The 22,199-nt window shown below is 62.9% G+C and carries 23 protein-coding genes; 19 read left to right on the forward strand and 4 right to left on the reverse strand.

Annotated elements, in window-relative coordinates; translation table 11 throughout:
• Positions 1 to 58: 58 nt before the first annotated feature.
• The 7 genes from ureC (at position 59) to NKH01_RS26605 (ending at position 5,644) form a co-directional block, all read left to right on the forward strand.
• A complete protein-coding gene (gene ureC / locus NKH01_RS26575; RefSeq protein ID WP_502912679.1) occupies positions 59 to 1,771 on the forward strand; it encodes an urease subunit alpha in 1,713 nt (570 codons plus the stop codon).
• Between the two features lie 47 nt (positions 1,772 to 1,818).
• Complete coding sequence (locus NKH01_RS26580) at positions 1,819 to 2,412, forward strand: hypothetical protein (RefSeq protein WP_352481502.1); 594 nt, start codon at positions 1,819 to 1,821, stop codon at positions 2,410 to 2,412.
• A 56-nt stretch (positions 2,413 to 2,468) separates the two neighbouring features.
• Positions 2,469 to 3,053 carry an urease accessory protein UreE gene (locus tag NKH01_RS26585; RefSeq protein WP_352495056.1) on the forward strand — a complete coding sequence of 195 codons (585 nt, stop codon included), beginning with the start codon at positions 2,469 to 2,471 and terminating at the stop codon, positions 3,051 to 3,053.
• Entirely contained in the window at positions 3,046 to 3,717 is a 672-nt protein-coding gene (locus NKH01_RS26590; protein WP_352481504.1) for an urease accessory protein UreF, read from the forward strand. The genes NKH01_RS26585 and NKH01_RS26590 overlap by 8 nt, the downstream gene beginning before the upstream one ends.
• Positions 3,714 to 4,154, forward strand: coding sequence for a DUF3995 domain-containing protein (locus tag NKH01_RS26595; protein WP_352481505.1), 441 nt, complete (start codon positions 3,714 to 3,716; stop codon positions 4,152 to 4,154). Before NKH01_RS26590 ends, NKH01_RS26595 begins: the two co-directional genes overlap by 4 nt.
• Positions 4,151 to 4,792, forward strand: coding sequence for an urease accessory protein UreG (gene ureG / locus NKH01_RS26600; RefSeq protein WP_352481506.1), 642 nt, complete (start codon positions 4,151 to 4,153; stop codon positions 4,790 to 4,792). Before NKH01_RS26595 ends, ureG begins: the two co-directional genes overlap by 4 nt.
• Before the next feature lie 84 nt (positions 4,793 to 4,876).
• The gene (locus NKH01_RS26605) at positions 4,877 to 5,644 is read left to right on the forward strand and encodes a class II aldolase and adducin N-terminal domain-containing protein (RefSeq protein WP_352481507.1); all 768 of its coding nucleotides are present in this window, start codon (positions 4,877 to 4,879) and stop codon (positions 5,642 to 5,644) included.
• A 15-nt stretch (positions 5,645 to 5,659) separates the two neighbouring features.
• On the opposite strand, the gene NKH01_RS26610 is transcribed toward NKH01_RS26605, so the two are convergent.
• Positions 5,660 to 6,292: an HAD family hydrolase gene (locus NKH01_RS26610; protein WP_353023211.1), complete on the reverse strand. Its 633-nt coding sequence runs from the start codon at positions 6,290 to 6,292 to the stop codon at positions 5,660 to 5,662.
• 354 nt (positions 6,293 to 6,646) lie between these two features.
• Between NKH01_RS26610 and NKH01_RS26615 the strand changes: the two genes are divergently transcribed.
• A complete protein-coding gene (locus NKH01_RS26615; RefSeq protein WP_023722533.1) occupies positions 6,647 to 7,606 on the forward strand; it encodes a sugar-binding transcriptional regulator in 960 nt (319 codons plus the stop codon).
• A gap of 75 nt (positions 7,607 to 7,681) precedes the next feature.
• Here the strand turns inward: NKH01_RS26615 and NKH01_RS26620 are convergent, their stop codons facing one another.
• Positions 7,682 to 7,867: a hypothetical protein gene (locus NKH01_RS26620; RefSeq protein ID WP_254815832.1), complete on the reverse strand. Its 186-nt coding sequence runs from the start codon at positions 7,865 to 7,867 to the stop codon at positions 7,682 to 7,684.
• Positions 7,868 to 7,977: 110 nt separating this feature from the next.
• On the opposite strand from NKH01_RS26620, the gene gcvA reads away from it, so the two are divergent.
• The 9 genes from gcvA to NKH01_RS26665 all read left to right on the forward strand — a co-directional run bounded on the left by gcvA (position 7,978) and on the right by NKH01_RS26665 (position 17,913).
• Positions 7,978 to 8,889, forward strand: coding sequence for a transcriptional regulator GcvA (gene gcvA, locus NKH01_RS26625; protein WP_352859128.1), 912 nt, complete (start codon positions 7,978 to 7,980; stop codon positions 8,887 to 8,889).
• A 221-nt stretch (positions 8,890 to 9,110) separates the two neighbouring features.
• Positions 9,111 to 10,421, forward strand: coding sequence for an ABC transporter substrate-binding protein (locus NKH01_RS26630; protein WP_353023213.1), 1,311 nt, complete (start codon positions 9,111 to 9,113; stop codon positions 10,419 to 10,421).
• A 113-nt stretch (positions 10,422 to 10,534) separates the two neighbouring features.
• Positions 10,535 to 11,407, forward strand: coding sequence for a carbohydrate ABC transporter permease (locus tag NKH01_RS26635; protein WP_353023215.1), 873 nt, complete (start codon positions 10,535 to 10,537; stop codon positions 11,405 to 11,407).
• Between the two features lie 11 nt (positions 11,408 to 11,418).
• Positions 11,419 to 12,243: a carbohydrate ABC transporter permease gene (locus NKH01_RS26640; protein ID WP_353023217.1), complete on the forward strand. Its 825-nt coding sequence runs from the start codon at positions 11,419 to 11,421 to the stop codon at positions 12,241 to 12,243.
• A 65-nt stretch (positions 12,244 to 12,308) separates the two neighbouring features.
• Complete coding sequence (locus NKH01_RS26645; protein WP_352525832.1) at positions 12,309 to 13,313, forward strand: ABC transporter ATP-binding protein; 1,005 nt, start codon at positions 12,309 to 12,311, stop codon at positions 13,311 to 13,313.
• Positions 13,310 to 14,080 (forward strand): L-iditol 2-dehydrogenase, encoded by a 771-nt coding sequence (locus tag NKH01_RS26650; protein ID WP_353023219.1) that lies wholly within the window; start codon positions 13,310 to 13,312, stop codon positions 14,078 to 14,080. Before NKH01_RS26645 ends, NKH01_RS26650 begins: the two co-directional genes overlap by 4 nt.
• Positions 14,081 to 14,152: 72 nt before the next feature.
• Positions 14,153 to 15,631, forward strand: a complete 1,479-nt coding sequence (locus NKH01_RS26655; protein WP_353023221.1) for a mannitol dehydrogenase family protein — start codon at positions 14,153 to 14,155, stop codon at positions 15,629 to 15,631.
• Positions 15,632 to 15,646: 15 nt separating this feature from the next.
• Complete coding sequence (locus NKH01_RS26660; RefSeq protein ID WP_353023223.1) at positions 15,647 to 16,330, forward strand: HAD family hydrolase; 684 nt, start codon at positions 15,647 to 15,649, stop codon at positions 16,328 to 16,330.
• The gene (locus NKH01_RS26665) at positions 16,327 to 17,913 is read left to right on the forward strand and encodes an FGGY-family carbohydrate kinase (RefSeq protein WP_023722523.1); all 1,587 of its coding nucleotides are present in this window, start codon (positions 16,327 to 16,329) and stop codon (positions 17,911 to 17,913) included. Before NKH01_RS26660 ends, NKH01_RS26665 begins: the two co-directional genes overlap by 4 nt.
• Before the next feature lie 14 nt (positions 17,914 to 17,927).
• Here the strand turns inward: NKH01_RS26665 and NKH01_RS26670 are convergent, their stop codons facing one another.
• Positions 17,928 to 18,509 (reverse strand): histidine phosphatase family protein, encoded by a 582-nt coding sequence (locus NKH01_RS26670; protein ID WP_031195179.1) that lies wholly within the window; start codon positions 18,507 to 18,509, stop codon positions 17,928 to 17,930.
• A 229-nt stretch (positions 18,510 to 18,738) separates the two neighbouring features.
• Here NKH01_RS26670 and NKH01_RS26675 point away from each other — a divergent pair, with 229 nt between their 5' ends.
• Positions 18,739 to 20,142, forward strand: a complete 1,404-nt coding sequence (locus tag NKH01_RS26675; protein WP_353023225.1) for an MATE family efflux transporter — start codon at positions 18,739 to 18,741, stop codon at positions 20,140 to 20,142.
• A gap of 153 nt (positions 20,143 to 20,295) precedes the next feature.
• Here the strand turns inward: NKH01_RS26675 and NKH01_RS26680 are convergent, their stop codons facing one another.
• Positions 20,296 to 21,159 (reverse strand): LysR family transcriptional regulator, encoded by an 864-nt coding sequence (locus tag NKH01_RS26680; protein WP_353023227.1) that lies wholly within the window; start codon positions 21,157 to 21,159, stop codon positions 20,296 to 20,298.
• A gap of 98 nt (positions 21,160 to 21,257) precedes the next feature.
• Here NKH01_RS26680 and NKH01_RS26685 point away from each other — a divergent pair, with 98 nt between their 5' ends.
• Positions 21,258 to 21,920 carry an FMN-dependent NADH-azoreductase gene (locus tag NKH01_RS26685; protein ID WP_353023229.1) on the forward strand — a complete coding sequence of 221 codons (663 nt, stop codon included), beginning with the start codon at positions 21,258 to 21,260 and terminating at the stop codon, positions 21,918 to 21,920.
• The last annotated feature ends 279 nt before the right edge of the window (positions 21,921 to 22,199 follow it).

Below are 22,199 nucleotides of genomic sequence, written 5' to 3' on the forward strand. Positions count from 1 at the left end.
TGTGGGTCCCGGCTTCGACAAGCGGTATTTTCGGGCTGTATTTCGGGAGCAATTGCTGATGGCTAAAATCACCCGCGCCGCCTATGCGCAGATGTACGGCCCGACCGTTGGCGACAAGGTCCGGCTCGCCGACACCGAACTGTTCATCGAGGTCGAAAAGGATCTCACCCTTTACGGTGAGGAGGTGAAATTCGGCGGCGGCAAGGTCATCCGCGATGGCATGGGCCAGAGCCAGGTTTCGCGCGAGCAAGGCGCGGTCGACACCGTCATCACCAATGCGCTGGTCGTCGATGCCACCGCCGGTATCGTCAAGGCAGATATCGGCCTCAGGGACGGCCGTATCGCCGCGATCGGCAAGGCCGGCAATCCGGATACTCAAGGCGGCGTCACCATCATCATCGGCCCGGGCACCGAGATCATCGCCGGCGAGGGCAAGATCCTGACCGCCGGCGGCTTCGACGCGCATGTCCACTTCATCTGCCCGCAGCAGATCGAGGAAGCGCTGATGTCGGGCATCACCACCATGCTCGGCGGCGGCACCGGCCCGGCGCACGGTACGCTGGCCACCACCTGCACGCCTGGGCCGTGGCATCTGGCACGCATGATCCAGTCTTTCGATGCCTTCCCGATGAATATCGGCCTGTCGGGCAAGGGCAACGCGTCGCTGCCTGCCGCGCTCGAGGAGATGGTGCTCGCCGGCGCCTGCTCGCTGAAGCTGCATGAGGACTGGGGCACGACACCGGCTGCAATCGACTGCTGCCTGTCGGTCGCCGACGATTACGACGTGCAGGTGATGATCCACACCGACACGCTGAACGAGTCCGGCTTCGTCGAAAACACGGTGGCGGCGATCAAGGGCCGCACCATCCATGCCTTCCACACCGAAGGCGCCGGCGGCGGCCACGCACCTGATATCATCAAGGTCTGCGGCCTGCCCAACGTCATTCCGTCCTCGACCAATCCGACCCGCCCCTACACGGTCAACACGCTGGCCGAACACCTCGACATGCTGATGGTCTGTCACCATCTGTCGCCGTCGATCCCCGAAGATATCGCCTTTGCCGAAAGCCGCATCCGCAAGGAAACCATCGCCGCCGAAGACATTCTGCACGACATCGGCGCCTTCTCGATCATCTCGTCGGACAGCCAGGCCATGGGCCGCGTCGGCGAAGTCGCGATCCGCACCTGGCAGACCGCCGACAAGATGAAGCGCCAGCGCGGTTCGCTGCCGCAGGAGACCGGCGACAACGACAATTTCCGCGTCCGCCGCTACATCGCCAAATACACCATCAATCCGGCCATCGCGCATGGCCTGTCGAAGGACATTGGCTCGGTGGCGGTGGGAAAACGCGCCGATCTCGTGCTGTGGAATCCGGCGTTCTTCGGCGTCAAGCCGGACATGGTGCTGATCGGCGGCATGATCGCCGCCGCCCCGATGGGCGATCCCAACGCCTCGATCCCGACGCCGCAGCCGATGCACTATCGGCCGATGTTCGGCGCCTATGGCAAGGCGATGACCAATTCGTCGGTGACATTCGTTTCGAAAGCCGCGCTCGACGCCGGCCTGCGCGGCAGGCTCGGCGTCGACAAGCAGATGGTGGCGGTCGAGAATACCCGCGGCGGCATCGGCAAGCATTCGATGGTGCTCAACGACGCCACGCCGCATGTCGAGGTCGACCCCGAAACCTACGAGGTCCGCGCCGACGGCGAGTTGCTCACCTGCGAGCCGGCCACCGTGCTGCCGATGGCGCAACGCTACTTCCTGTTCTGAACCATAGGCGTTAGAACGACCGATGTAGAACATGCCGCGCCAGGCCTATGGACCAGCAACTCCCTTACGCCCACGACATTTTCCCGCATATCCGCATTGTCCTGGGCATGGTGATCGGCCTTGGCGTCACACGGCTGCTGTCGGGGCTCGCCCGCATCGTCCAGCATCCCGGCCAGTACCGGCTCTATCCCGTGCACCTCGCCTGGGTTGCGTCGGTGCTTCTGATGCTGGTGCATTTCTGGTGGTGGGAGTTCGGCCTGTTCCAGATCGAGAATTGGACCTTCGGCAAATACCTGTTCATCATCTTCTACGCCGTCACGCTGTTCCTGCTCTGCGCGCTGCTGTTCCCGGATTCGATGCTGGACTACACCAGCTATGAGGATTTCTTCTATTCGCGCCGGGCCTGGTTCTTCGGCCTGCTGGCGGCGACCTATCTGCTCGACGTGATCGACACGCTGCTGAAAGGGCCGGAGCATTTCGCCCATTTCGGCATCGAATATCTGATCCGCACGCCGGTTTTCGTCGCGCTTTGCGTCATTGCGATCCTGCTGCGCGACCGCCGCTTTCACATCGCCTTTGTCGCCGGCGCGCTCGTCTATCAGATATCGTTCATCCTGCGGCTCTTCGACACGATCGTCTGAGCCCCATTGGGGCGGCGGACCGGATAGTCTAGGCTTTTTGCGAAAGGCAGTCTTACATGAAGCTCGATATTCGCACCGACTTCACCAAATTCCCGCGCGCCGTCTCCGTCCTGGCCGCAGGCGAAGCCGGAACCACTACGCCATATGACAGCGCAGTGCTTGCTCATGACGAGCGGCATCTGCGCCGTCGCGCCATCGAAACGGCCCGTAGCGACAAGGTGCTGGTCGACCTGCCCGAACCGGTGACGTTGAACCATGGTGACCGGCTGGTGCTGGAGGATGGCCGCCAAATCGAGATCATCGCGGCCGAGGAGCCGCTCTACGACATCAGGGCCAGCGATCCTGTCCATCTGGCCGAGCTTGCCTGGCACATCGGCAACCGCCATCTCGCCGCCGCAATCGAAGCTGGGCGCATCCTCATCCTGCGCGACCATGTCATCAAGGCGATGCTGGAGGGATTGGGCGCCATTGTGAGCGACGTCTCCGAGCCGTTCAAGCCGGTGCGCGGCGCTTATTCCGGCCATGGCGGGCACGGCCATGCTCATGCCGAGGCGCATACGCACAGCCACGCCGAAGCGCATTCTCATAGCCATAGCGAATCGCATTCCCACAGCCATTCGCACGACCATGACCATGACTGACCAGCCTTCCAACATTGCATTGTTGCGGCTGATGGCGTGGCTGTCGCCTTCCTTCCCGGTCGGCGGCTTTTCCTACAGCCATGGCCTGGAACAAGCCGTGCATGCCGGGCTGGTTGCCGACAGCAAAGACCTCGCCGCGTGGCTGGAAACGCTGGTCGAGATGGGTTCCGGCTGGAACGATGCGGTGCTGTTTGCCGAAAGCTGGCGCCGGGCGCGCGAAGCCGGCGATCTGGTCGAGGTCGCTGCGCTCGCCGAGGCCTTAGCCGGCTCGCGCGAGCGTCATGCCGAAACCATGCTGCAGGGCGCCGCCTTCCTGAAGGCGGCCTCGGCCTGGCCGTGCCAGGTGCTGGACCGCCTGCCGGCCGAATGTGCCTATTGCGTCGCCGTCGGTGCCGTCGCCGGCGGCCACGGATTTATGCTGCGGGATGCGCTGGCCGGCTTCCTGCAGGCCTTCTTTTCCAACCTCGTCCAGGCCGCGATCCGGCTTGGTGTCGTTGGCCAGACCGGAGCGACCGCGTTGCTCGCCGGCTTCGAGCCGCTGGCCTTGGCGACTGCAGCCCGCGCTGCCGACTCGACCCTCGACGATCTCGGCGGCTGCGCTTTTATCTCAGACATCACGGCGATGAAGCACGAGACCCAGTACTCGCGGCTGTTCCGCTCATGATCGTCCTCGCTTTCGCCCTCTCGCTGGTCCTGCTGCTGATCACCGCGCTGCATGTCTATTGGGCTATTGGCGGCATCTGGCCGGGCATGGATGCTGCCTCCTGCGCCCGCGCCGTCATCGGCTTTCATGGCGTCGACGAAATGCCGGCACCCTTCGCCAGCTTCGCCGTTGCCGCCTGCCTCGGCCTGGCGACACTGTGGCCGATGGCGCTCGAGGGCATCTTTGCCACGCCCTTTCCCAAGGCCGGGCTTGCCGCCACGTCGCTGCTCATCGCGCTGGTTTTCCTGGCGCGCGGCATTGCCGGCTTCACGCCGTGGTGGCGCCGGCTGACGCCCGAGCAACCTTTCGCGCGGCTCGATCTGCGTTATTATTCGCCGCTGTGCCTGCTGATCGGCCTCGGCTTCGCCATCCTTGCCTTCACGGAGTTCCCCGCATGATATCCCCGAACGGCCCTCTTCGCATCGGCATCGGCGGTCCGGTCGGCTCCGGCAAGACGACGCTCACCGAAAAGCTCTGCAAGGCGCTGCGCGACGAGTTCTCGATCGCCGTCGTCACCAACGACATCTACACCAAGGAGGACGCCATGATGCTGGCGCGCCTCCAGGCGCTGCCCGAAGATCGCATCATCGGCGTCGAGACCGGCGGCTGCCCGCACACCGCCATCCGCGAGGACGCCTCGATCAATCTGCAGGCGATTGCCGAAATGACCAAAAAATTCCCGGATCTCGACATCATCTTCATCGAATCGGGCGGCGACAACCTCGCCGCCACCTTCTCGCCGGACCTTGCCGACCTGACGCTCTATGTCATCTCGGTTTGCCAGGGCGAGGAGATTCCGCGCAAGGGCGGACCGGCGATCACCCGGTCCGATTTCCTGGTCATCAACAAGAGCGACCTTGCGCCCTATGTGAACGTCAATCTCGATGTCATGGAACGCGACGCTGCCCGCATGCGCGGCAAGCGGCCGTTCGGTTTCACCGATCTGTCGCGCGGCAAGGGGCTGCAGGAGGTCATCGATTTTATCGTCGAGCATGGCGGCCTAAGGGTCGGCGCCGCCGCCAGTACGGCAGCATAGCAATCGCGTTCGCCTGCACCAAACGAAACCGGTTGCGCGTCTTCCCGCCGCGCGGCATCCTCGCCTCTTTCACGGAGGTCTACGATGAGCATCACGCGCCTGCAGAAGGAAGTGCTGACCAACCTGCCGTTCTATGAAGAACGTGTCGATCTCGCTTGCGCCTTCCGCTGGACGGCGCGGCTCAACATGCACGAGGCGGTGGCCAATCATTTCTCGCTGGCGGTCAACGACGATGGCTCGCAATTCCTGATGAATCCCAATCAGGTGCATTTCTCGCGCATCAAAGCGAGCGACCTGCTGCTGATCGACGCCAACGATCCCGACACGCTCTCCGGCCCGAATGCACCTGACCCGACGGCATGGGGCCTGCATGGCGCCATCCATCGCAATGTGCGTCATGCACGCTGCGTCATGCATGTCCACTCGATCCACGCCACCGTGCTTGCCTCGCTCGCCGACTCGACGTTGCCGCCGGTTGACCAGAACTCAGCGATCTTCTTCAACCGCCATGTCGTCGACGGGCATTACGGCGGGCTGGCCTTCGAGGAAGAAGGCGAGCGCTGCTCGCAGCTTCTTGTCGACCCGAAGGTCAAGGTCATGGTGATGGGCAACCATGGCGTGCTGGTCATCGGCGACAGCGTTGCCGACACCTTCAACCGCATGTTCTATTTCGAGCGCGCCGCCGAAACCTACATCAAGGCGCTGTGGACCGGCCGGCCGCTGCGGGTATTGTCGGACGAGATCGCCGAGAAAGCGGCAAGGGAACAGGAAGATTATCCGGGCCAGGCCGAACGCCACCTCTCCGAACTGAAGGCGATCCTCGACGAGCAGGAGCCTGCCTACCGGAACTGAGCGCCCGTTAAAGCTTTAAAGTCCCAGATGGGCTCGCAATTCCTCGGCGCTGTTGATGACAATCGCGCCCGGCGGCTCTTCCATCGGCGCCTCCGGCCAGAAGACCGTCTTCATTCCCGCCGCCAGCCCCGCCGTGGCGCCGGTCATGCTGTCGTCGACCGCTACGGCCTCGGCGGGATCGACGCCAGCCAGCCAGGCGGCGCGCAGGAATGGCTCGGGATGCGGCTTGCCTTCGCGCACGTCGTTGCGGCTGATGGTCTTCATGCCGGGGTAGAAAAGGCCGACCGCGCGCAGATTGGCGTCGACGATCAGCCGGTCGGAATTGGACACCACCGCCTGCTCCACGCCAAGCTTGCGCAGCTCGTTGAAAATCTCGATCGCGCCGCTGCGTGGCCTCAGCGTTTGCGCCATCGGCAGATAGTGATCGTATTTGCGCACGATCCAGTCGTCGAAAGGCAGATCGAGGCCGAATTCGTCGCGCAGCATCTCGTAGACCGGCCATGCGGCGATGCCGAGCACGCGCTCATGCAGGTCGGTTGGCGGGGCGATGCCAACGCTGTGCAGCGCCGCAATCAGCGCCGCCTCGTGCAGCGGTTCGCTGTCGACCAGCGTGCCGTCCATATCCCAGAAAACCGCTTTCGGCGTCATGCAAGGCTCCATTCTCCAAAATCCCTTAAAGCGTTTAGCTCCGGAGATAAACCGCCGCGTCCCCGCTAATGCATGTCGCGCAAAAGTGTGCAGCGGTTTTGCGATATCGACATACATAAAAAAGAAGCGCGTCGCATGAGGCCGATCGAACACGTCGCGCTTTGGAACCGAGATTGGTGCGACCTCGACAGCCTTGCTGTTGCGACGAGACTAGGTCGACCCCGTCACTTCGTTCGAACCACCAAGTCCGGACCTTAAGCAATTGCTCTTACAATAGGCAATTGCGCACAACCTCATTCCCTGCGAAACTATGGTGCTCCGCCTCTTATGCTCGGCGGGCTGGGAGGCAGGACCTTGAATTCGCGGCAGGATAGCGGCGGCAACAGGCTGGACGACGCGGCGCGCGCCGGCTGGCTCTATTACGTTGCCGGCAACACCCAGGACCAGATCGCCGCCACGCTTGGCATCTCCCGGCAGACGGCGCAGCGGCTGGTGTCGCTTGCGGTCTCCGAAGGGTTGATCAAGGTGCGCGTCGACCATCCGATCGCCAATTGCCTCGACCTTGCGGCACGGCTGAAATCGCGCTTTGCGCTTGATCTGGTCGAGGTGGTGCCGAGCGACCCGTCTTCGTCCTCCACCGTCATCGGCGTCGCCGAGGCGGCGGCGGCCGAGATCGAGCGGCGGCTGCGGTCGCCGACGCCGATCGTCATGGCGATCGGCACCGGCCGCACGCTGAAGGCGGCGATCGAGCAGCTGCCGCCGATGGAATGCCCGCAGCACAAGGTGGTGTCGCTGACCGGCAACATCTCGCCGGACGGCTCGGCCGCCTTCTACAACGTGATCTTCACCATGGCCGACAGGGTCAAGGCGCGCTCGTTTCCGATGCCTTTGCCGGTCATCGCCTCCTCGCCCGAGGAGCGCGAGATGCTGCTCAGCCAGCCGATGATCCAGCCGACGCTGGCGCTTGCGGCCGAGGCCGACGTTACCTTTGTCGGCATCGGCGATCTCGGCCCGAAGGCGCCGCTTTACGAGGATGGCTTCATTTCGGAGGGTGAATTGAAGGCGCTGCAGAAGGCCGGCGGCGTCGCCGAGATCGTCGGCTGGGTGTTCGATCGCGACGGCCGCATGATCGAGGGCATCACCAATGATCGGGTCTCGTCGGCGCCGCTGCCGTCGCGCGAAAAGTCGCTGGTGATCGCGCTTGCCATGGGCGACCGCAAGCTGCCGGGCATCTTCGCCGCCGTCAACCGGCGGCTGGTCAACGGCCTGATCACCGATGAGCGGACCGCCGCCGCCTTGCTGGCGGGCGCATGATCTCCAGGCCGCTGGCGGTCGGAAACGATCATGTGAAATCGAAACGCATCTGAACCCCCGATAAAACGAGCGACATTACTGGTGCCGGCCGCAAGGATCGTTGCCGTCGAGGAAGCCCATGTCGCGCTGCAGATGCGGCGGCAGTTCCCGGACGTCGAGATAGGCCCGTTTCCGCGCCGCGTGCCTTGCCAATCCCCGCGCCAGCCGTGAAAACCAGCCGTGGGCTGGAGCAAGAAGCAGCTTTTCCTGTATCGTGGTCATGATCGTCAGCCTTCGCTATCTCTAGGCGTAATTGATCTTCACCACGGAATATCGGTAGGACCTGCCGGTGCCGCCAATCAAACGTCGATCACTGCCCATAAGGAGGGCTTATGCCGGAGCTCAATTCACGACAGCTGGTTTCGCAGCTTCCTCCGCTTCAGGCGATCCGGGTGTTCGAGGCGGTGGCGCGGCATCTCTCGTTCACCAAGGCTGCCCAGGAGCTTGGCATGACGCAGGCGGCGGCAAGCTATCAGATCAAGCTTCTGGAGGAGCGCATCGGCGCGCCCTTGTTCCTGCGCCAGCCAAAACAGATCGTGCTGACCGAACCTGGCCAACGCCTGGCGCCCGCAGTCAGCGAAGCGTTCGCGCTGTTGAGCGGCGCCTATGCCGCCGCGCGCACCGGCGCCGACGGCGTGCTTTGCGTTTCGACGCTGCTGACCTTTGCCTCCAATTGGCTGGCGCAGCATCTCGGCTCGTTCCAGGTCGCGCATCCGTCGCTGGCGGTGCGCGTCGATACTTCGAACAGGGTTGTCGACTTTGCCAGAGAGGATATCGACATCGCCATCCGCTCCGGCGGCGGCAACTGGCCGGGCGTCGAGACCCATATGCTTTTCAGGGCCGATTTCACGCCGGTTCTCAGCCCAAAACTCGCGGCCAGCATCGGCGGCGTCAACGAACCGGCCGACCTGCTGCGGCTGCCGATCCTCGACCCGGGCGACATCTGGTGGCGGGACTGGTTTGCCGCCGCCGGCCTGCCGGTCGCGGAATTGGCCAAACGCACCGGCACCAGCATGGGCGCGCAAGCCTACGAGGCCAATGCCGCGATTGCTGGCCATGGCGTGGCGATCGTCACCAAGGCGCTGTTCAAGACCGAACTTGCCGACGGCCGCCTGATCCAGCCCTTCGATCTGGTTGGTGACGACGGCCATGCCTATTGGCTGGTCTATCCGACGGCGCGGCGCAACGTGCCTAAGATACGCGCCTTCCGCGATTGGATCCTGAGCGAGATCGCTTGCCAGTAGGCTGAATCCACGCCAGCCGGGCAGCGAAGCTCTGGCTTTTGGCGGGCCGATGAGGCCAACCGAACCCTTCTCCCAGATACTGTGCGAGCGTCCCCGGCTGCCGCTGCATGAGGCCGGCGTGCTGCGCTGCAGCAACGAATCCGGCTTGACATAACTCAAAGCAAGTGAGTAATTGCCCGCAGCCAAGGCAAATGCTCATCTTGGTTTATGGGAGGAATTTGATGAAACTTCGCACGCTCACCCTCGGCCTGTTGTCGGCCAGCGCCCTTGCGTTCGCCGCTCATGCCGAATCCATCACCATCGCCACCGTCAACAATGCCGATATGGTCCGCATGCAGACGCTGACCGACGACTTCACCAAGGCGAACCCCGACATCACCCTCAACTGGGTCACGCTCGAAGAGAACGTGCTGCGCGAGCGCGTCACCACCGACATCGCCACCAAGGGCGGCCAGTATGACGTGATGACCATCGGCACCTATGAAGTTCCGATCTGGGCCAAGCAGAGCTGGCTGCTGCCGCTCGACAAGCTCGGCGACGACTACGACGCCAAGGACATCCTGCCGGCCATCGCTGGCGGTCTTTCGGTCGACGGCAAGCTCTATGCCGCGCCCTTCTACGGCGAGAGCTCCTTCGTCATGTACCGCAAGGATCTGATGGAGAAGGCAGGGCTCACCATGCCCAACGCACCGACCTGGGACTTCATCAAGCAGGCCGCCGACAAGATGACCGACCGCGCCAACGGCGTGAACGGCGTCTGCCTGCGCGGCAAGGCCGGCTGGGGCGAGAACATGGCCTTCCTGACCGCCATGTCGAATTCGTTCGGCGCGCGCTGGTTCGATGAGAACTGGAAGCCGCAATTCGATCAGCCCGAATGGAAGAACACGCTGCAGTTCTATGTCGACCTGATGAAGGCCGACGGCCCCGAGGGCGCCTCGTCCAACGGCTTCAACGAAAACCTGGCGCTGTTCCAGCAGGGCAAGTGCGGCATGTGGATCGATGCCACGGTCGCCGCATCCATGGTCTCCGACCCGAAGAGCTCGAAGGTCGCCGACAAGGTTGGCTATGCGCTGGCGCCTGACAACGGTCTCGGCAAGCGCGGCAACTGGCTGTGGGCCTGGTCGCTGGCCATTCCGGCCGGTACGCAGAAGACCGACGCGGCCGAGAAGTTCGTCGCCTGGGCAACCAGCAAGCACTACTCCGAACTCGTCGCCTCCAAGCTAGGCTGGGCCAGCGCTCCTCCGGGCACGCGCACCTCGCTCTACGCCAATACCGAGTACCAGAAGGCGGCTCCGTTCGCCAAGATGACGCTGGACTCGATCAACTCCGCCGATCCGACGCACCCGACCGTCAAGCCGGTGCCCTATGTCGGCGTCCAGTTCGTCGCCATTCCTGAGTTCCAGGGTCTCGGCACCACCGTCGGCCAGCTCTTCTCGGCCGCCCTTGCCGGCCAGTCGAGCGTCGATGATGCCCTGAAGCAGGCCCAGGATGCCGCCACTGCGACGATGACCGAGGGCGGTTATATCAAGTAAGGCTCCTCCCGGCGCCGGTTGCCCATAGCGACCGGCAACGGCCGCCCGAATCCCAGTTCGGGCGGCCAGCTTCACACCGCTGAAAACTTGGCTGACCTCGAAGGGTGACCGTCATGGCTACTCAGCAGACCCGTTCGCTTGCCCGCTTCATGATGGCGCCATCCGTGGTGCTGCTGTTCGTCTGGATGATTGTGCCGCTGGTCATCACCATTTGGTTCTCCTTCCAGCAGTACAACCCACTCAACCCCATCCGCGATGGGTTCGTCGGCTTCTCGAACTACGCGCTTTTCTATTCCAACCCGGCCTTCCTGCAGTCGATCCTCAACACACTTGTCCTCGTAGGCAGCGTTCTGTTGATCACGGTGATCGGCGGCACCATGCTGGCGCTGCTGATCGATCAGCCGATGTGGGGACAAGGCATCGTCCGCATCCTCGTCATCTCGCCGTTCTTCGTCATGCCGCCGGTGGCGGCACTGGTCTGGAAGAACATGATCATGCATCCGCAATACGGCGTCTTCGCCGATATTGCGCGCTTCTTCGGCATGCAGCCGATCGATTGGTTCGGGCAGCATCCGATGCTGGCGATCATTATCATCGTCGCCTGGCAATGGCTGCCGTTTGCAACGCTGATCCTGCTTACCTCCCTGCAATCGCTTGACGGCGAGCAGAAGGAAGCCGCCGAGATGGACGGTGCCGGCTTCGTCAGCCGCTTCATCTATTTGACGCTGCCGCACATGTCGCGCGCTATAACCGTGGTCATCCTGATCCAGACGATCTTCCTGTTGTCGGTCTATGCCGAAATCCTGGTCACCACCAATGGCGGTCCGGGTTATGCCTCCACCAACCTGCCCTTCCTCGTCTACCAGAAGGCGTTGCTGGAGTTCAAAATCGGCCAAGCGTCCGCCGGCGGTGTCATTGCCGTCATTCTCGCCAACATCGTCGCCTTCTTCGCCATGCGCGCGGTCGGCAAGAACCTGGACAAATAAGGGAGGAAACGATGGCACGTGCAATCACCACCCAGCACAAGACGATTGCGACCGCGGCCGCCTGGATCGTTGCGCTGCTGATCTTCTTCCCGATCCTCTATACGATCATCACCTCGTTCAAGTCGGAGCAGGAGGCCATCCAGGGCTTCGCCCTGATCCCGTCGGGGACGTTCGAGAGCTATACCGAGGTCGAGGCGCAGAGCGGCTACTTCAAGTTCTTCCTCAACTCGGTGGTCCTGTCGGTCGGCTCGACCATTCTGGCCCTGATCGTCGCGGTTCCGGCCGCATGGTCGATGGCTTTCTCGCCGGGCAAGTGGACCAAGGACATCCTGATGTGGATGCTCTCGACCAAGATGATGCCGGCGGTTGCCGTGCTGTTCCCGATCTACCTGATCTTCCGCGACACCGGACTGCTCGACAGCCGCATCGGCCTGATGGTCATGCTGATGCTGATCAACCTGCCGATCGTGGTGTGGATGCTCTACACCTACTTCCGCGAGATCCCGGGCGAGATCCTGGAAGCCGCCCGCATGGATGGCGCATCGCTCTGGAACGAGATCATCTATGTGCTGACGCCGATGGCTGTGCCGGGCATCGCCTCGACCATGCTGCTCAACATCATTCTTGCCTGGAACGAGGCGTTCTGGACGATCCGGCTGACCACCACCGAGGCCGCCCCACTCACCGCTTTCATCAGCTCCTTCTCCAGCCCGCAGGGGCTGTTCTGGGCCAAGCTTTCGGCCGCCTCGACCCTGGCGATCGCGCCGATCCTGATCATGGGCTGGTTCAGCCAGAAGCAGCTGGTGCGCGGCTTGACATTTGGTGCCGTAAAATAATGGGCGGTGCCGCGAAATAACGGACATGACGCAAACGACGAAATAGCCCTTCAGGGGAGGAAACCATGGGAAACATTACGCTCAAGAACGTCTCCAAATCCTTCGGGGCAACGTCCATCATCCCCGGCCTCGATTTGGTCATCGAGAATGGCGAGTTCGTCGTCTTTGTCGGCCCGTCGGGCTGCGGCAAGTCCACGCTGTTGCGTCTGATTGCCGGCCTCGAGGACACTAGCGGCGGCACCATCAACATCGATGGCCGCGACGTCACCGGTGAGGCGCCGGCCAAGCGCAAGCTGGCCATGGTGTTCCAGTCCTATGCGCTCTACCCGCACATGACGGTGGCCAAGAACATCGCTTTCCCGCTGAAGATGGCGGGCGAGGACAAGGCGACCATCGACAAGAAGGTGAAGGACGCCGCGCGGATCTTGAACCTCACCAACTATCTCGATCGCCGCCCCGGCCAGCTTTCCGGCGGCCAGCGACAGCGCGTCGCCATCGGCCGCGCCATCGTGCGCCAGCCATCGGCCTTCCTGTTCGACGAACCGTTGTCCAATCTCGACGCGGCGCTGCGCGGCACCATGCGGCTGGAGATCAGCGAGCTGCATCACCAGCTCAAGACGACCATGGTCTACGTCACCCACGACCAGATCGAGGCGATGACCATGGCCGACAAGATCGTCGTGCTCAACGCCGGCAATATCGAGCAGGTCGGCTCGCCGATGGAGCTCTACAAGACGCCGAAGAACCTGTTCGTCGCCGGTTTCATCGGCTCGCCGAAGATGAATCTGCTCGAAGGCGCGCCGGCAGCCAAATATGGCGCCAAAACCGTCGGCATCCGTCCCGAGCACATGAATATCTCAAAGACATCAGGCGACTGGAAGGCGACGGTCGGCGTCGCCGAGCATCTTGGCTCCGACACATTTTTGCATGTGCAAGCCGACGGCGTCGGTCCGCTGACGGTGCGCGCCGACGGCGAACTGGCCGTCCATCACGGCGACACGATCTATCTGACGCCGGATCAGGCCAAGCTGCATCGCTTCGGCGCCGACGGAAAGGCGATGGTGCAATGAGGCTGAAGAGTAAATCGGCGCTGATCACCGGATCGGCGCGCGGCATCGGCAGGGCGTTCGCCGAAGCCTATGTGCGCGAGGGGGCGACGGTCGCGATCGGCGACATCAATCTCGAGGCTGCCGAGAAGACGGCTTCGGAAATCGGCCGCAACGCTTACGCGGTGAAGCTGGATGTCACCGACCTCGCGTCGATCGATGCGGCGGTCAAGGCGGTCGAAGCTAGGACCGGCGGCCTCGATATATTGATCAACAACGCTGCGCTGTTCGACCTGGCGCCGATCGTCGAGATCACCAAGGCAAGCTACGACAAATTGTTTTCGGTCAACGTCGCCGGCACGCTGTTTATGCTGCAGGCAGCCGCCCGTTCGATGATCGCCCGCGGCAAAGGCGGCAAGATCATCAATATGGCGAGCCAGGCCGGGCGCCGCGGCGAGGCGCTGGTTGCCGTCTATTGCGCCACCAAGGCGGCGGTCATCTCGCTCACCCAGTCGGCAGGGCTCGACCTGATCAAGCACAGCATCAATGTCAACGCGATCGCACCGGGGGTCGTCGACGGCGAGCATTGGGATCATGTCGATGCCCTGTTCGCCAAATACGAGAACCGGCCGAAGGGCGAAAAAAAGAGGCTGGTCGGGGAAGCGGTGCCTTACGGCCGCATGGGCACGGCGCAAGACCTCACCGGCATGGCGGTGTTCCTGGCCAGCGAGGATGCCGAATACATCGTCGCCCAGACCTACAATGTCGATGGCGGCCAGTGGATGAGTTGAGGGGGGCGAAGGCGCTCTTCTCCCCGTCTCCTCCGCGGGGAGAAGAGCCGTCCCGCCAAAGGATAAAAACAGATGACCGTGAAACTCTCGTCCTCAATCCTCGCAAACCTGCCTCCCAAAGTCGCCGGCCCGAACTACGATCGCGCCTCGCTCAAGGCCGGCATCGTGCATTTCGGCGTCGGCAATTTCCATCGGTCGCACCAGGCCGTCTATCTCGACGACCTGTTCAATTCGGGTGTCGGCCATGACTGGGCAATTGTTGGCGCCGGGGTGTTCGAGGGCGAGAAGGTCGGCCGCGACAAGTTGCAGGAGCAGGACTGGCTGACCACGGTGGTCGAGCAGGACAGCGGCCATATGAGCGCGCGCGTCACCGGCGTTATGATCGATTTCCTGATGCCGGGCGACGCGCCCGCAATCGTCGAGCGGCTTGCCGATCCGGCGATCAAGATCGTTTCCCTGACCATTACCGAGGGTGGCTATTTCATCGATCCGGCTTCCGGCGTCTTCAATCCGACACATCCCGACATCGTTGCCGACGCTGACCCGGGGGCGACGCCGAAGACCGTCTTCGGCCTCATCCTCGCCGGGCTGCTGCGCCGCCGCGCCGACGGCATCGTGCCCTTCACCGTCATGTCCTGCGACAACATCCCCCATAACGGCCACGTCACCTCGGATGGCGTCGTCGGCCTGGCGCGGCTGATCGACGAAGGTTTGGCAAACTGGGTGAGCGAAAACGTCGCCTTTCCCAACGGCATGGTCGACCGCATCACGCCGGCCACCACCGACCGCGAGCGCGGCATTCTCTCCAGCGAGTTCGGCCTCGACGACAATTGGCCGGTGTTTTGCGAGCCGTTCAAGCAGTGGGTGCTGGAGGATCGTTTCATCGACGGCCGCCCGCCGCTGGAACAGGTCGGCGTGCAGTTCGTCAGCGATGTCGCGCCATATGAGCTGATGAAGATCCGCATCCTCAATGGCGGCCATGCGACCATCGCTTATCCGGCCGGGCTGATGGACATCCATTTCGTCCATGAGGCGATGCAGGAGCCGCTGGTACGCGGCTTCCTCGACAAGCTAGAGCATGACGAGATCATCCCGACGGTGCCGCCGGTGCCGGACACTGTGCTGGAGGACTACTACCAGCTCATCGAGCACCGATTCTCCAACCCGAAGATCGGCGACACCATACGCCGGCTTTGCCTCGACGGCTCCAACCGCCAGCCGAAATTCATCATTCCGACCATCGCCGACCGGCTGAAGGCCGGCAAGGGCGTCACCGGTCTGGCGCTGGAATCGGCACTCTGGTGCCGCTATTGCTTCGGCACGACGGATTCCGGTGCCGTCACCGAGCCCAACGACCCGAACTGGGACCGGTTGCAGGCGACGGCCAAGGCGGCCAGGGGCATGCCTGCCGCCTGGCTTGCCATGGACGACATCTATGGTGATGTCGGCCGCTCGCCGCTGTTCGCCGAAGCGTTCGCCCATGCGCTCAAATCGCTGTGGGCGGACGGCGCGCGCGCGACGCTGACGCGCTATCTCGCCGGCGAACTCTGAAGCCGACCCGGCGCGATGACGCCTGAACTGGTCATTTTCGACTGTGACGGCGTGCTGGTGGATAGCGAGATGCTGTCCGTCTCGGCATTGCTGGAGATGATCGCGCTTGCCGGCGGCAACGTCAGCGAGGACATTGCCTACGAGCACTTCCTCGGCAAGAGCATGAAGAGCGTCCGCGAAATCCTCGCAAGCGACTTCGGGCTCGATCTCACCGACCAGCATCTGATCGAGATGCGTTCCGAACTGATGCGCAAGTTCCGCCAGGAGCTGAAACCGATGCCAGGCATCGCACAGGTCCTGCCGAAACTCGACGTGCCGTGCTGCGTCGCCTCCTCCGGCACGCTGGAGCGCATCCGCTATGCGCTCCAGGTTACGGGGTTGCTTGGGCTGCTGGAGCCGCATCTGTTCAGCGCCGCCATGGTGGCGCGGGGCAAACCGGCGCCCGATCTCTTTCTCCATGCAGCAGATAAAATGGGAGCGGCCCCGCGAAACTGCCTCGTCGTCGAGGACAGCCCGGCCGGCATCGAGGCGGCGCGGGCGGCCGGCATGCGCGTTCTCGCCTTCACCGGCGGCTCGCACACCGGCAACCCGGCACTGAAAGCGCGGCTTGCGTCGAGTGAGCCGGACTTTATATTCGCTGACATGCTGCAATTGCCCGATCTGATTGCAGGCCTGGGAGCGAGAGCAAGAACACCTTGACCAACAGTTTCGTTTGCGCGGTCGATGTCGGCACCGGAAGCGCCCGTGCCGGCATTCTCGACACCGGTGGCGCCTTGCTCGGCCGCGCCGAGCACCCGATCGCCATGCAACAGCCGAAGGCCGACCACGCCGAGCACGATTCGCAGGATATATGGTCGGCGGTGTGCATGGCCGTCCGCGCTGCCCGCGAAAAGGCGCGCGTGAAGGCTGAGGATATCGTCGGCATCTCCTTTGACGCCACCTGCTCGCTGGTGGTGCGGGACCGGCATGGCGGCCAGCTCAGCGTGTCCGTCACTGGCGAAAGACGCTGGGACACCATCGTCTGGCTCGACCATCGCGCCATTGCCGAGGCCGACGAATGCACCGAAAGCGGCCATGCCGTGCTCGACTATATCGGCGGCGTCATGTCGCCGGAAATGGAGACGCCCAAGCTGATGTGGCTGAAGCGCAACCTACCCGGAGCATGGAACGAAGCCGGCTACCTATTCGACCTCACCGACTTCCTCACCTGGAAGGCGACCGGCTCGCTCGCCCGTTCGCAATGCACGCTGACCGCCAAATGGACCTATCTGGCCCATGAAGAGACCGGCTGGCGGCGCGACTTCTTCGAAGCGGTCGGGCTCGGCGACGTTTTCGAGCACGGCAATCTGCCGGGAAAGGCAAGCCCGGTCGGCGCAGATATCGGTGCGCTCAACACGCAAGCCGCGGCGGAGCTTGGCCTCACCGAAAAATGCCGGGTTGGCGCCGGCGTCATCGATGCCTATGCCGGCGCGCTTGGCGTGCTCGGCGGCTTCGCCGGTGACGCGACCAACATCGGCCGCCATCTGGCTCTGATCGCCGGCACGTCGAGTTGCGTCATGGCGATGTCGCCCGATCCGCAGCCTTTCGCCGGTGTTTGGGGTCCTTACTATGGCGCCGCCCTTCCCGGCCTGTGGCTGTCGGAAGGTGGCCAGTCAGCCACCGGCGCGCTGCTCGATCACATCATCCGCTGGCATGGCGCCGGCGGCGAGCCGGATGCCGCCATGCATGCCAGGATCGCCCGCCGCGTCGCCGAGCTGCGCGCCGCTGAAGGAGACAACCTCGCCGCCAGGCTGCATGTGCTGCCCGATTTTCACGGTAACCGCTCGCCGCTCGCCGACCCGCATGCCGTAGGCGTCATCAGCGGGCTGACGCTGGATTCGTCCTTCGACAGTCTGTGCAAGCTCTATTGGCGCACCGCCGTCAGCATCGCGCTTGGCGTCCGCCATGTGCTGGAGGCGCTGAACGAGAACGGCTATCTGATCGACACGCTGCATGTCACCGGCGGCCACACCAAGAACCCCTTGCTGATGGAGCTCTATGCCGACGCCACCGGATGCACGGTGGTCGAGCCGCTGGCGGACGAGGCGGTGCTGCTCGGCACCGGCATGATTGCCGCCACCGCTGCCAGGCTTTTTCCCGATTTGAACGCCGCTTGCGTCGCTATGCAGCAAGGCGGCAGGACGCGCGAGCCCAATCCGGCTGCCGCCGGCCGGTTCGATCGCGACTACCGCGTGTTTCTCGAGATGCATCGGCAAAGGCAGGCGCTGGACGCGATCCGATAGATCGGGATAGGCGGCTATCTCTGGTTCCAGCGCCGGACGACCGGTTCGTCAAGGCCGTGCTCATAACCGATCACGCTTACACTGGCGGTATCCAGCACGAAAAGCGCGCCGTCTTGCGGTGGCAGGCCGAGCCAGCGTGCGGCTAGCACCCTCAGGAAATGCGAACTTGAGAAGACCAGGACATTGCCGCTGGCCTCGAGCAACTGGCTGACGATCCGGTCCGCCCTCGAGCCTACATCCGTGGCGGACTCGCCGCGCGGGCAGCCGTCGCGAAAGAGCCGCCAACCGGGACGCTCGGCGAGGATTTGCTTGGTGGTCAATCCCTCATAGGCACCATAATCCCACTCCGCCAGATCGTCCTTCTTCACGCCTGACGAGCCGAAGCCGGCCAGCGCACAGGTGTTGAAGGCGCGCTGCGACGGGCTCGACCACACCGCCGAGAAGGATAGACCCTTTAGCCGCTCAGTGACCCGCCTTGCCGCGTCCTCGCCGGCCGGCGTCAGCGGTATGTCGGTCCGGCCGGTATGTTTTCCGGACGCACTCCATTCCGTCTCGCCATGCCGAACCAGATAGATTTCGGGAAACGCGCTCATCAGGCTGCCTTTCAAAGGAATCCACCGTGACCATAGCGGCTTCCATGGCCTCTCCAATAGCCTGCATTGAGCCGACTGGCTTAACCCTTCCGCAAGTCAGCCTCTTGCCACCGGTGCCCACTTCATAGACAAACCCGTCGTAATGCGGAATCCGGCCGATCTTGGCCATTTTCCGCGCTGAGACGCGGCTTCCGGCTCTTGCCGACGTGCCGCAATCGGATAGGCGGAAAAAATGTTTGCGATCGAAGCCGACGCTCGCGCGCCGGAAAACCTTTGGCGTCGAGAAATCAGGGCGATGCTGGCGCTCGCCTGGCCGATGGTGCTGACCAATCTCGGTCAGACCGCGATGACCGCTACCGACGTCATGATGATGGGGCGGCTGGGGCCGGACACGCTGGCCAGCGGTGCGCTTGGTGCCAACCTTTACTTCATGCCGCTGATCTTTGGACTTGGCCTGATGCTGGCGACCTCGCCGATGATGGCGACCGAGCTCGGCCGTCGCCGCCACTCGGTGCGCGACCTGCGCCGCACCGTGCGCCAGGGTCTGTGGCTGGCGATCCTCATTTGCATTCCGATCTGGGTCTTTCTCTGGCACGGCGAGGCCGTGTTGCTGGCCATGGGTCAGGAACCGGCACTGGCGCATCAGGCCGGCATCTATCTGCGCTGGCTCGAATGGGCGGTGCTGCCCTTTTTCGGCTACATCGTCCTGCGCTCGTTTATTTCGGCGCTGGAGCGGCCGGGCTGGGCACTGATCATCGTTTTCGTTGCCGTCGCCTGCAACGCCTTTTTCAACTGGCTGTTCATGTTCGGCAATCTCGGCATCCAATCGATGGGCATCGCCGGCTCCGGCCTCGCCACCACGCTGTCCAGCACGTTAATGTTCGCCGGCATGGCGGCGGTGGTGATGCTTGAGAAGAAATTCCGGCGCTATCGTCTGTTCGGACGCTTCTGGCGGGCCGATTGGCCGCGCTTCAAGGGCCTGCTGCGGCTCGGCCTGCCGATCGCCGGCCTGCTGGCGTTTGAGGTGACGATTTTCAACGCGGCAGCCTTTCTCATGGGCCTGATCGATGCGGCTTCGCTTGCCGCCCATGCGATCGCCATCCAGATCGCCTCGATCACCTTCATGGTGCCGCTCGGCCTCAACCAGGCGGTGACGGTGCGCGTCGGACTTGCCCACGGCGCCGGCAATCCGGAAGGTGTCAGCCGGGCCGGCTGGACCGCGTATGTCGTCGGTGTCTCCTTCATGGCGCTAATGGGGCTAGTGATGATCCTGTGGCCGCATCTCTTGATCGGCGCCTTCATCGATCTGGGCAATCCGGCTAATGCCGAGGTGGTGGCGTTTGCCGTGTCGTTCCTCGCCTTTGCCGCGCTGTTCCAGGTTTTTGACGGTGCGCAGGCGGTCGCCAGCGGCATGCTGCGCGGTCTGCACGACACCAAGGTACCGATGATCTATGCCGCGATCGGCTATTGGGGCATCGGCCTGCCGCTCGGCGTGCTGCTCGCCTTCCATTTCGGTTTCAACGGCGTCGGCATCTGGATCGGCCTATCGTCGGGACTGGCGGTGGTTGCTGCACTCCTGCTGGTGCGCTGGCTGCGGCGCGATCGTATAGCGCCGCCTCTGGCGTTTGGTCATTGAAACAGATGGCCGCCGGTTCGCCCGGTGGCCGTCATCTCCGAACATTGTGGATAATTAAACGGCGCGTTCAGATCGGCCCACGAAACGCCCGCCAAGCGCCATTTCTGGACATTCGGAACTAGCCATAAAGCAGACGTTGGTGCGAGTTCAGGATCACTCCTCGCCAGCGTGCCTTCGAGGAACGGCGTTCATGATGGCCTCCGCCAGTTCTTCGAGGACGGAGGTATCGCCGTTCGATGCGGCAAATAGCCTGAACTCCGCTTCTGGTAACTCTGGCAGACCGTAGCTTTTGGGTACCCTGACCAGGCCGTTTCTCAGTTGACTGGCGATCATCGGCGCTACAGCAAAGCCTGAGATGGCAGCCGCCCTCAGGCTGGCGTTGCTGGCGCAGATCATCACCGTGCGCTGGCTGATCCCGGCCTTGGCAAGCCGTTCAAGAGCAACTCCCCTGTAAGGGCAAGGTTCCGGTAACACGGCCAACGGCAGCGGGTCCGGAAGATCCACGCCGGTATGATCCGCCCATGCCCAGACAAGAGGCTCGCGCCACAGGAGGCACCCCATCTCCTCACCCTCACACTGTGATCCGAGCACCAGTTCGATGTTGCCCTCGTTCATCTTCGAGAGGAGCGCACCCGGAATCCCGACTTGCACCTCGACCTGCAATCCAGGGCGATCAGCGCCGAATGCCTGCAAGGCGCGAAGGATGGGGACCTGTGCGAAGTCTTCCGAGAGGCCGACGCGAACCCTGCCGTGAAAGGGTGCCTGCGCCAGATCGGCCAAAGCATCCCGGTTAAGGGCGAGCATCGCCCGGGCATAGGCGAGCAAGCGCTCGCCATCGGGTGTCATCTCCAGCGAGCGCGTCGTCCTGTTGAGTAACGGCTTTCCGGCCTTCTCCTCGAGACGGCGCAGGTGCCCACTGACGGCCGACTGCGTAAGGTTCAGTCGCGCTGCTGCCCGACTGAAGCCGCCTTCGTCGAACACGGCGACAAACGTCCTGAGCAGGACCAGGTCCAACATATATTCTGATCCATGATGAATTCTGTCGATAATCTCAATTTCTATATCAAATTAAAATATGACGCAATGCGGTTCGTCACAATGAGCAAGGATGATCCATGACCAAGCTACTGCATATCGTTTCCTCGCCCCGCAAAGAGCGTTCCGCCTCGCGTGAGGTCGCCGAGGCCTTTGTTCAAAGCTATCGTGCTCGGCGACCCGACATGGAGATTTCAACGCTCGACCTATGGGATGTCGACCTCCCCGAATTCGGTGAGGACGCGATGTTGGCCAAATATGCGGGGCTCAGCGGCACGCCGCTTACCCCTTCTCAACAGCAGGCATGGGCCACATTGCAAGAATTGGCGCAACAACTGCACCGGGCGGATATTCTCCTACTGTCGACGCCCCTGTGGAATTTCAGCATTCCCTACAAGCTCAAGCACTTCATCGACCTGGTATCGCAGAAGGACATCCTTTTCTCGTTCGATCCTGAACACGGGTTCGGAGGACTGCTCCGGGATAAGATCGCGGTGGTCGTCCATGCGCGAGGTCTCGACTATGCGGCGCAATCCATCACTCCGGCGCAGCGCTTCGACTTTCAAAAACCCTATATAGAAGCGTGGTTGCGCTTCATCGGTATCGAAGATGTCCGCAGTCTAATCATTCAGAAGACCCTCTTTGGACCCGATATTGACCATGCGGCTCGCCAGGATGCACGGGAGGCCGCGTCACGGCTGGCGGAAGACCTGCTGTCGCGGACAACAGAGGCGATTGCATGATTATGAAGCGCTTGCTGCGGACAAGTGCGTTGATAACGCGCTCAGACCCCAACGTGCACGTACATCCCCGTCCACCCGGTGTAACAACTATGGAGAACGGACGTCCCTAACGTCGCCTATAGGGCAGGCGCACCGATTCCACCCACCGTCCGCTTTCAGGCAATGCATCAGTCCCAGGAAGGACCGGTTTGGGTGGCGGGTTCAACCGATCGCTGCAACACACTCAGCGAACTTCTCCGCTGGGGTCTGATAGAGCAAGGTCTTTCTGGGGCGTTCGTT

The sequence above is a fragment of the Mesorhizobium sp. M1403 genome (assembly GCF_040317695.1).
GTDB lineage: Bacteria > Pseudomonadota > Alphaproteobacteria > Rhizobiales > Rhizobiaceae > Mesorhizobium.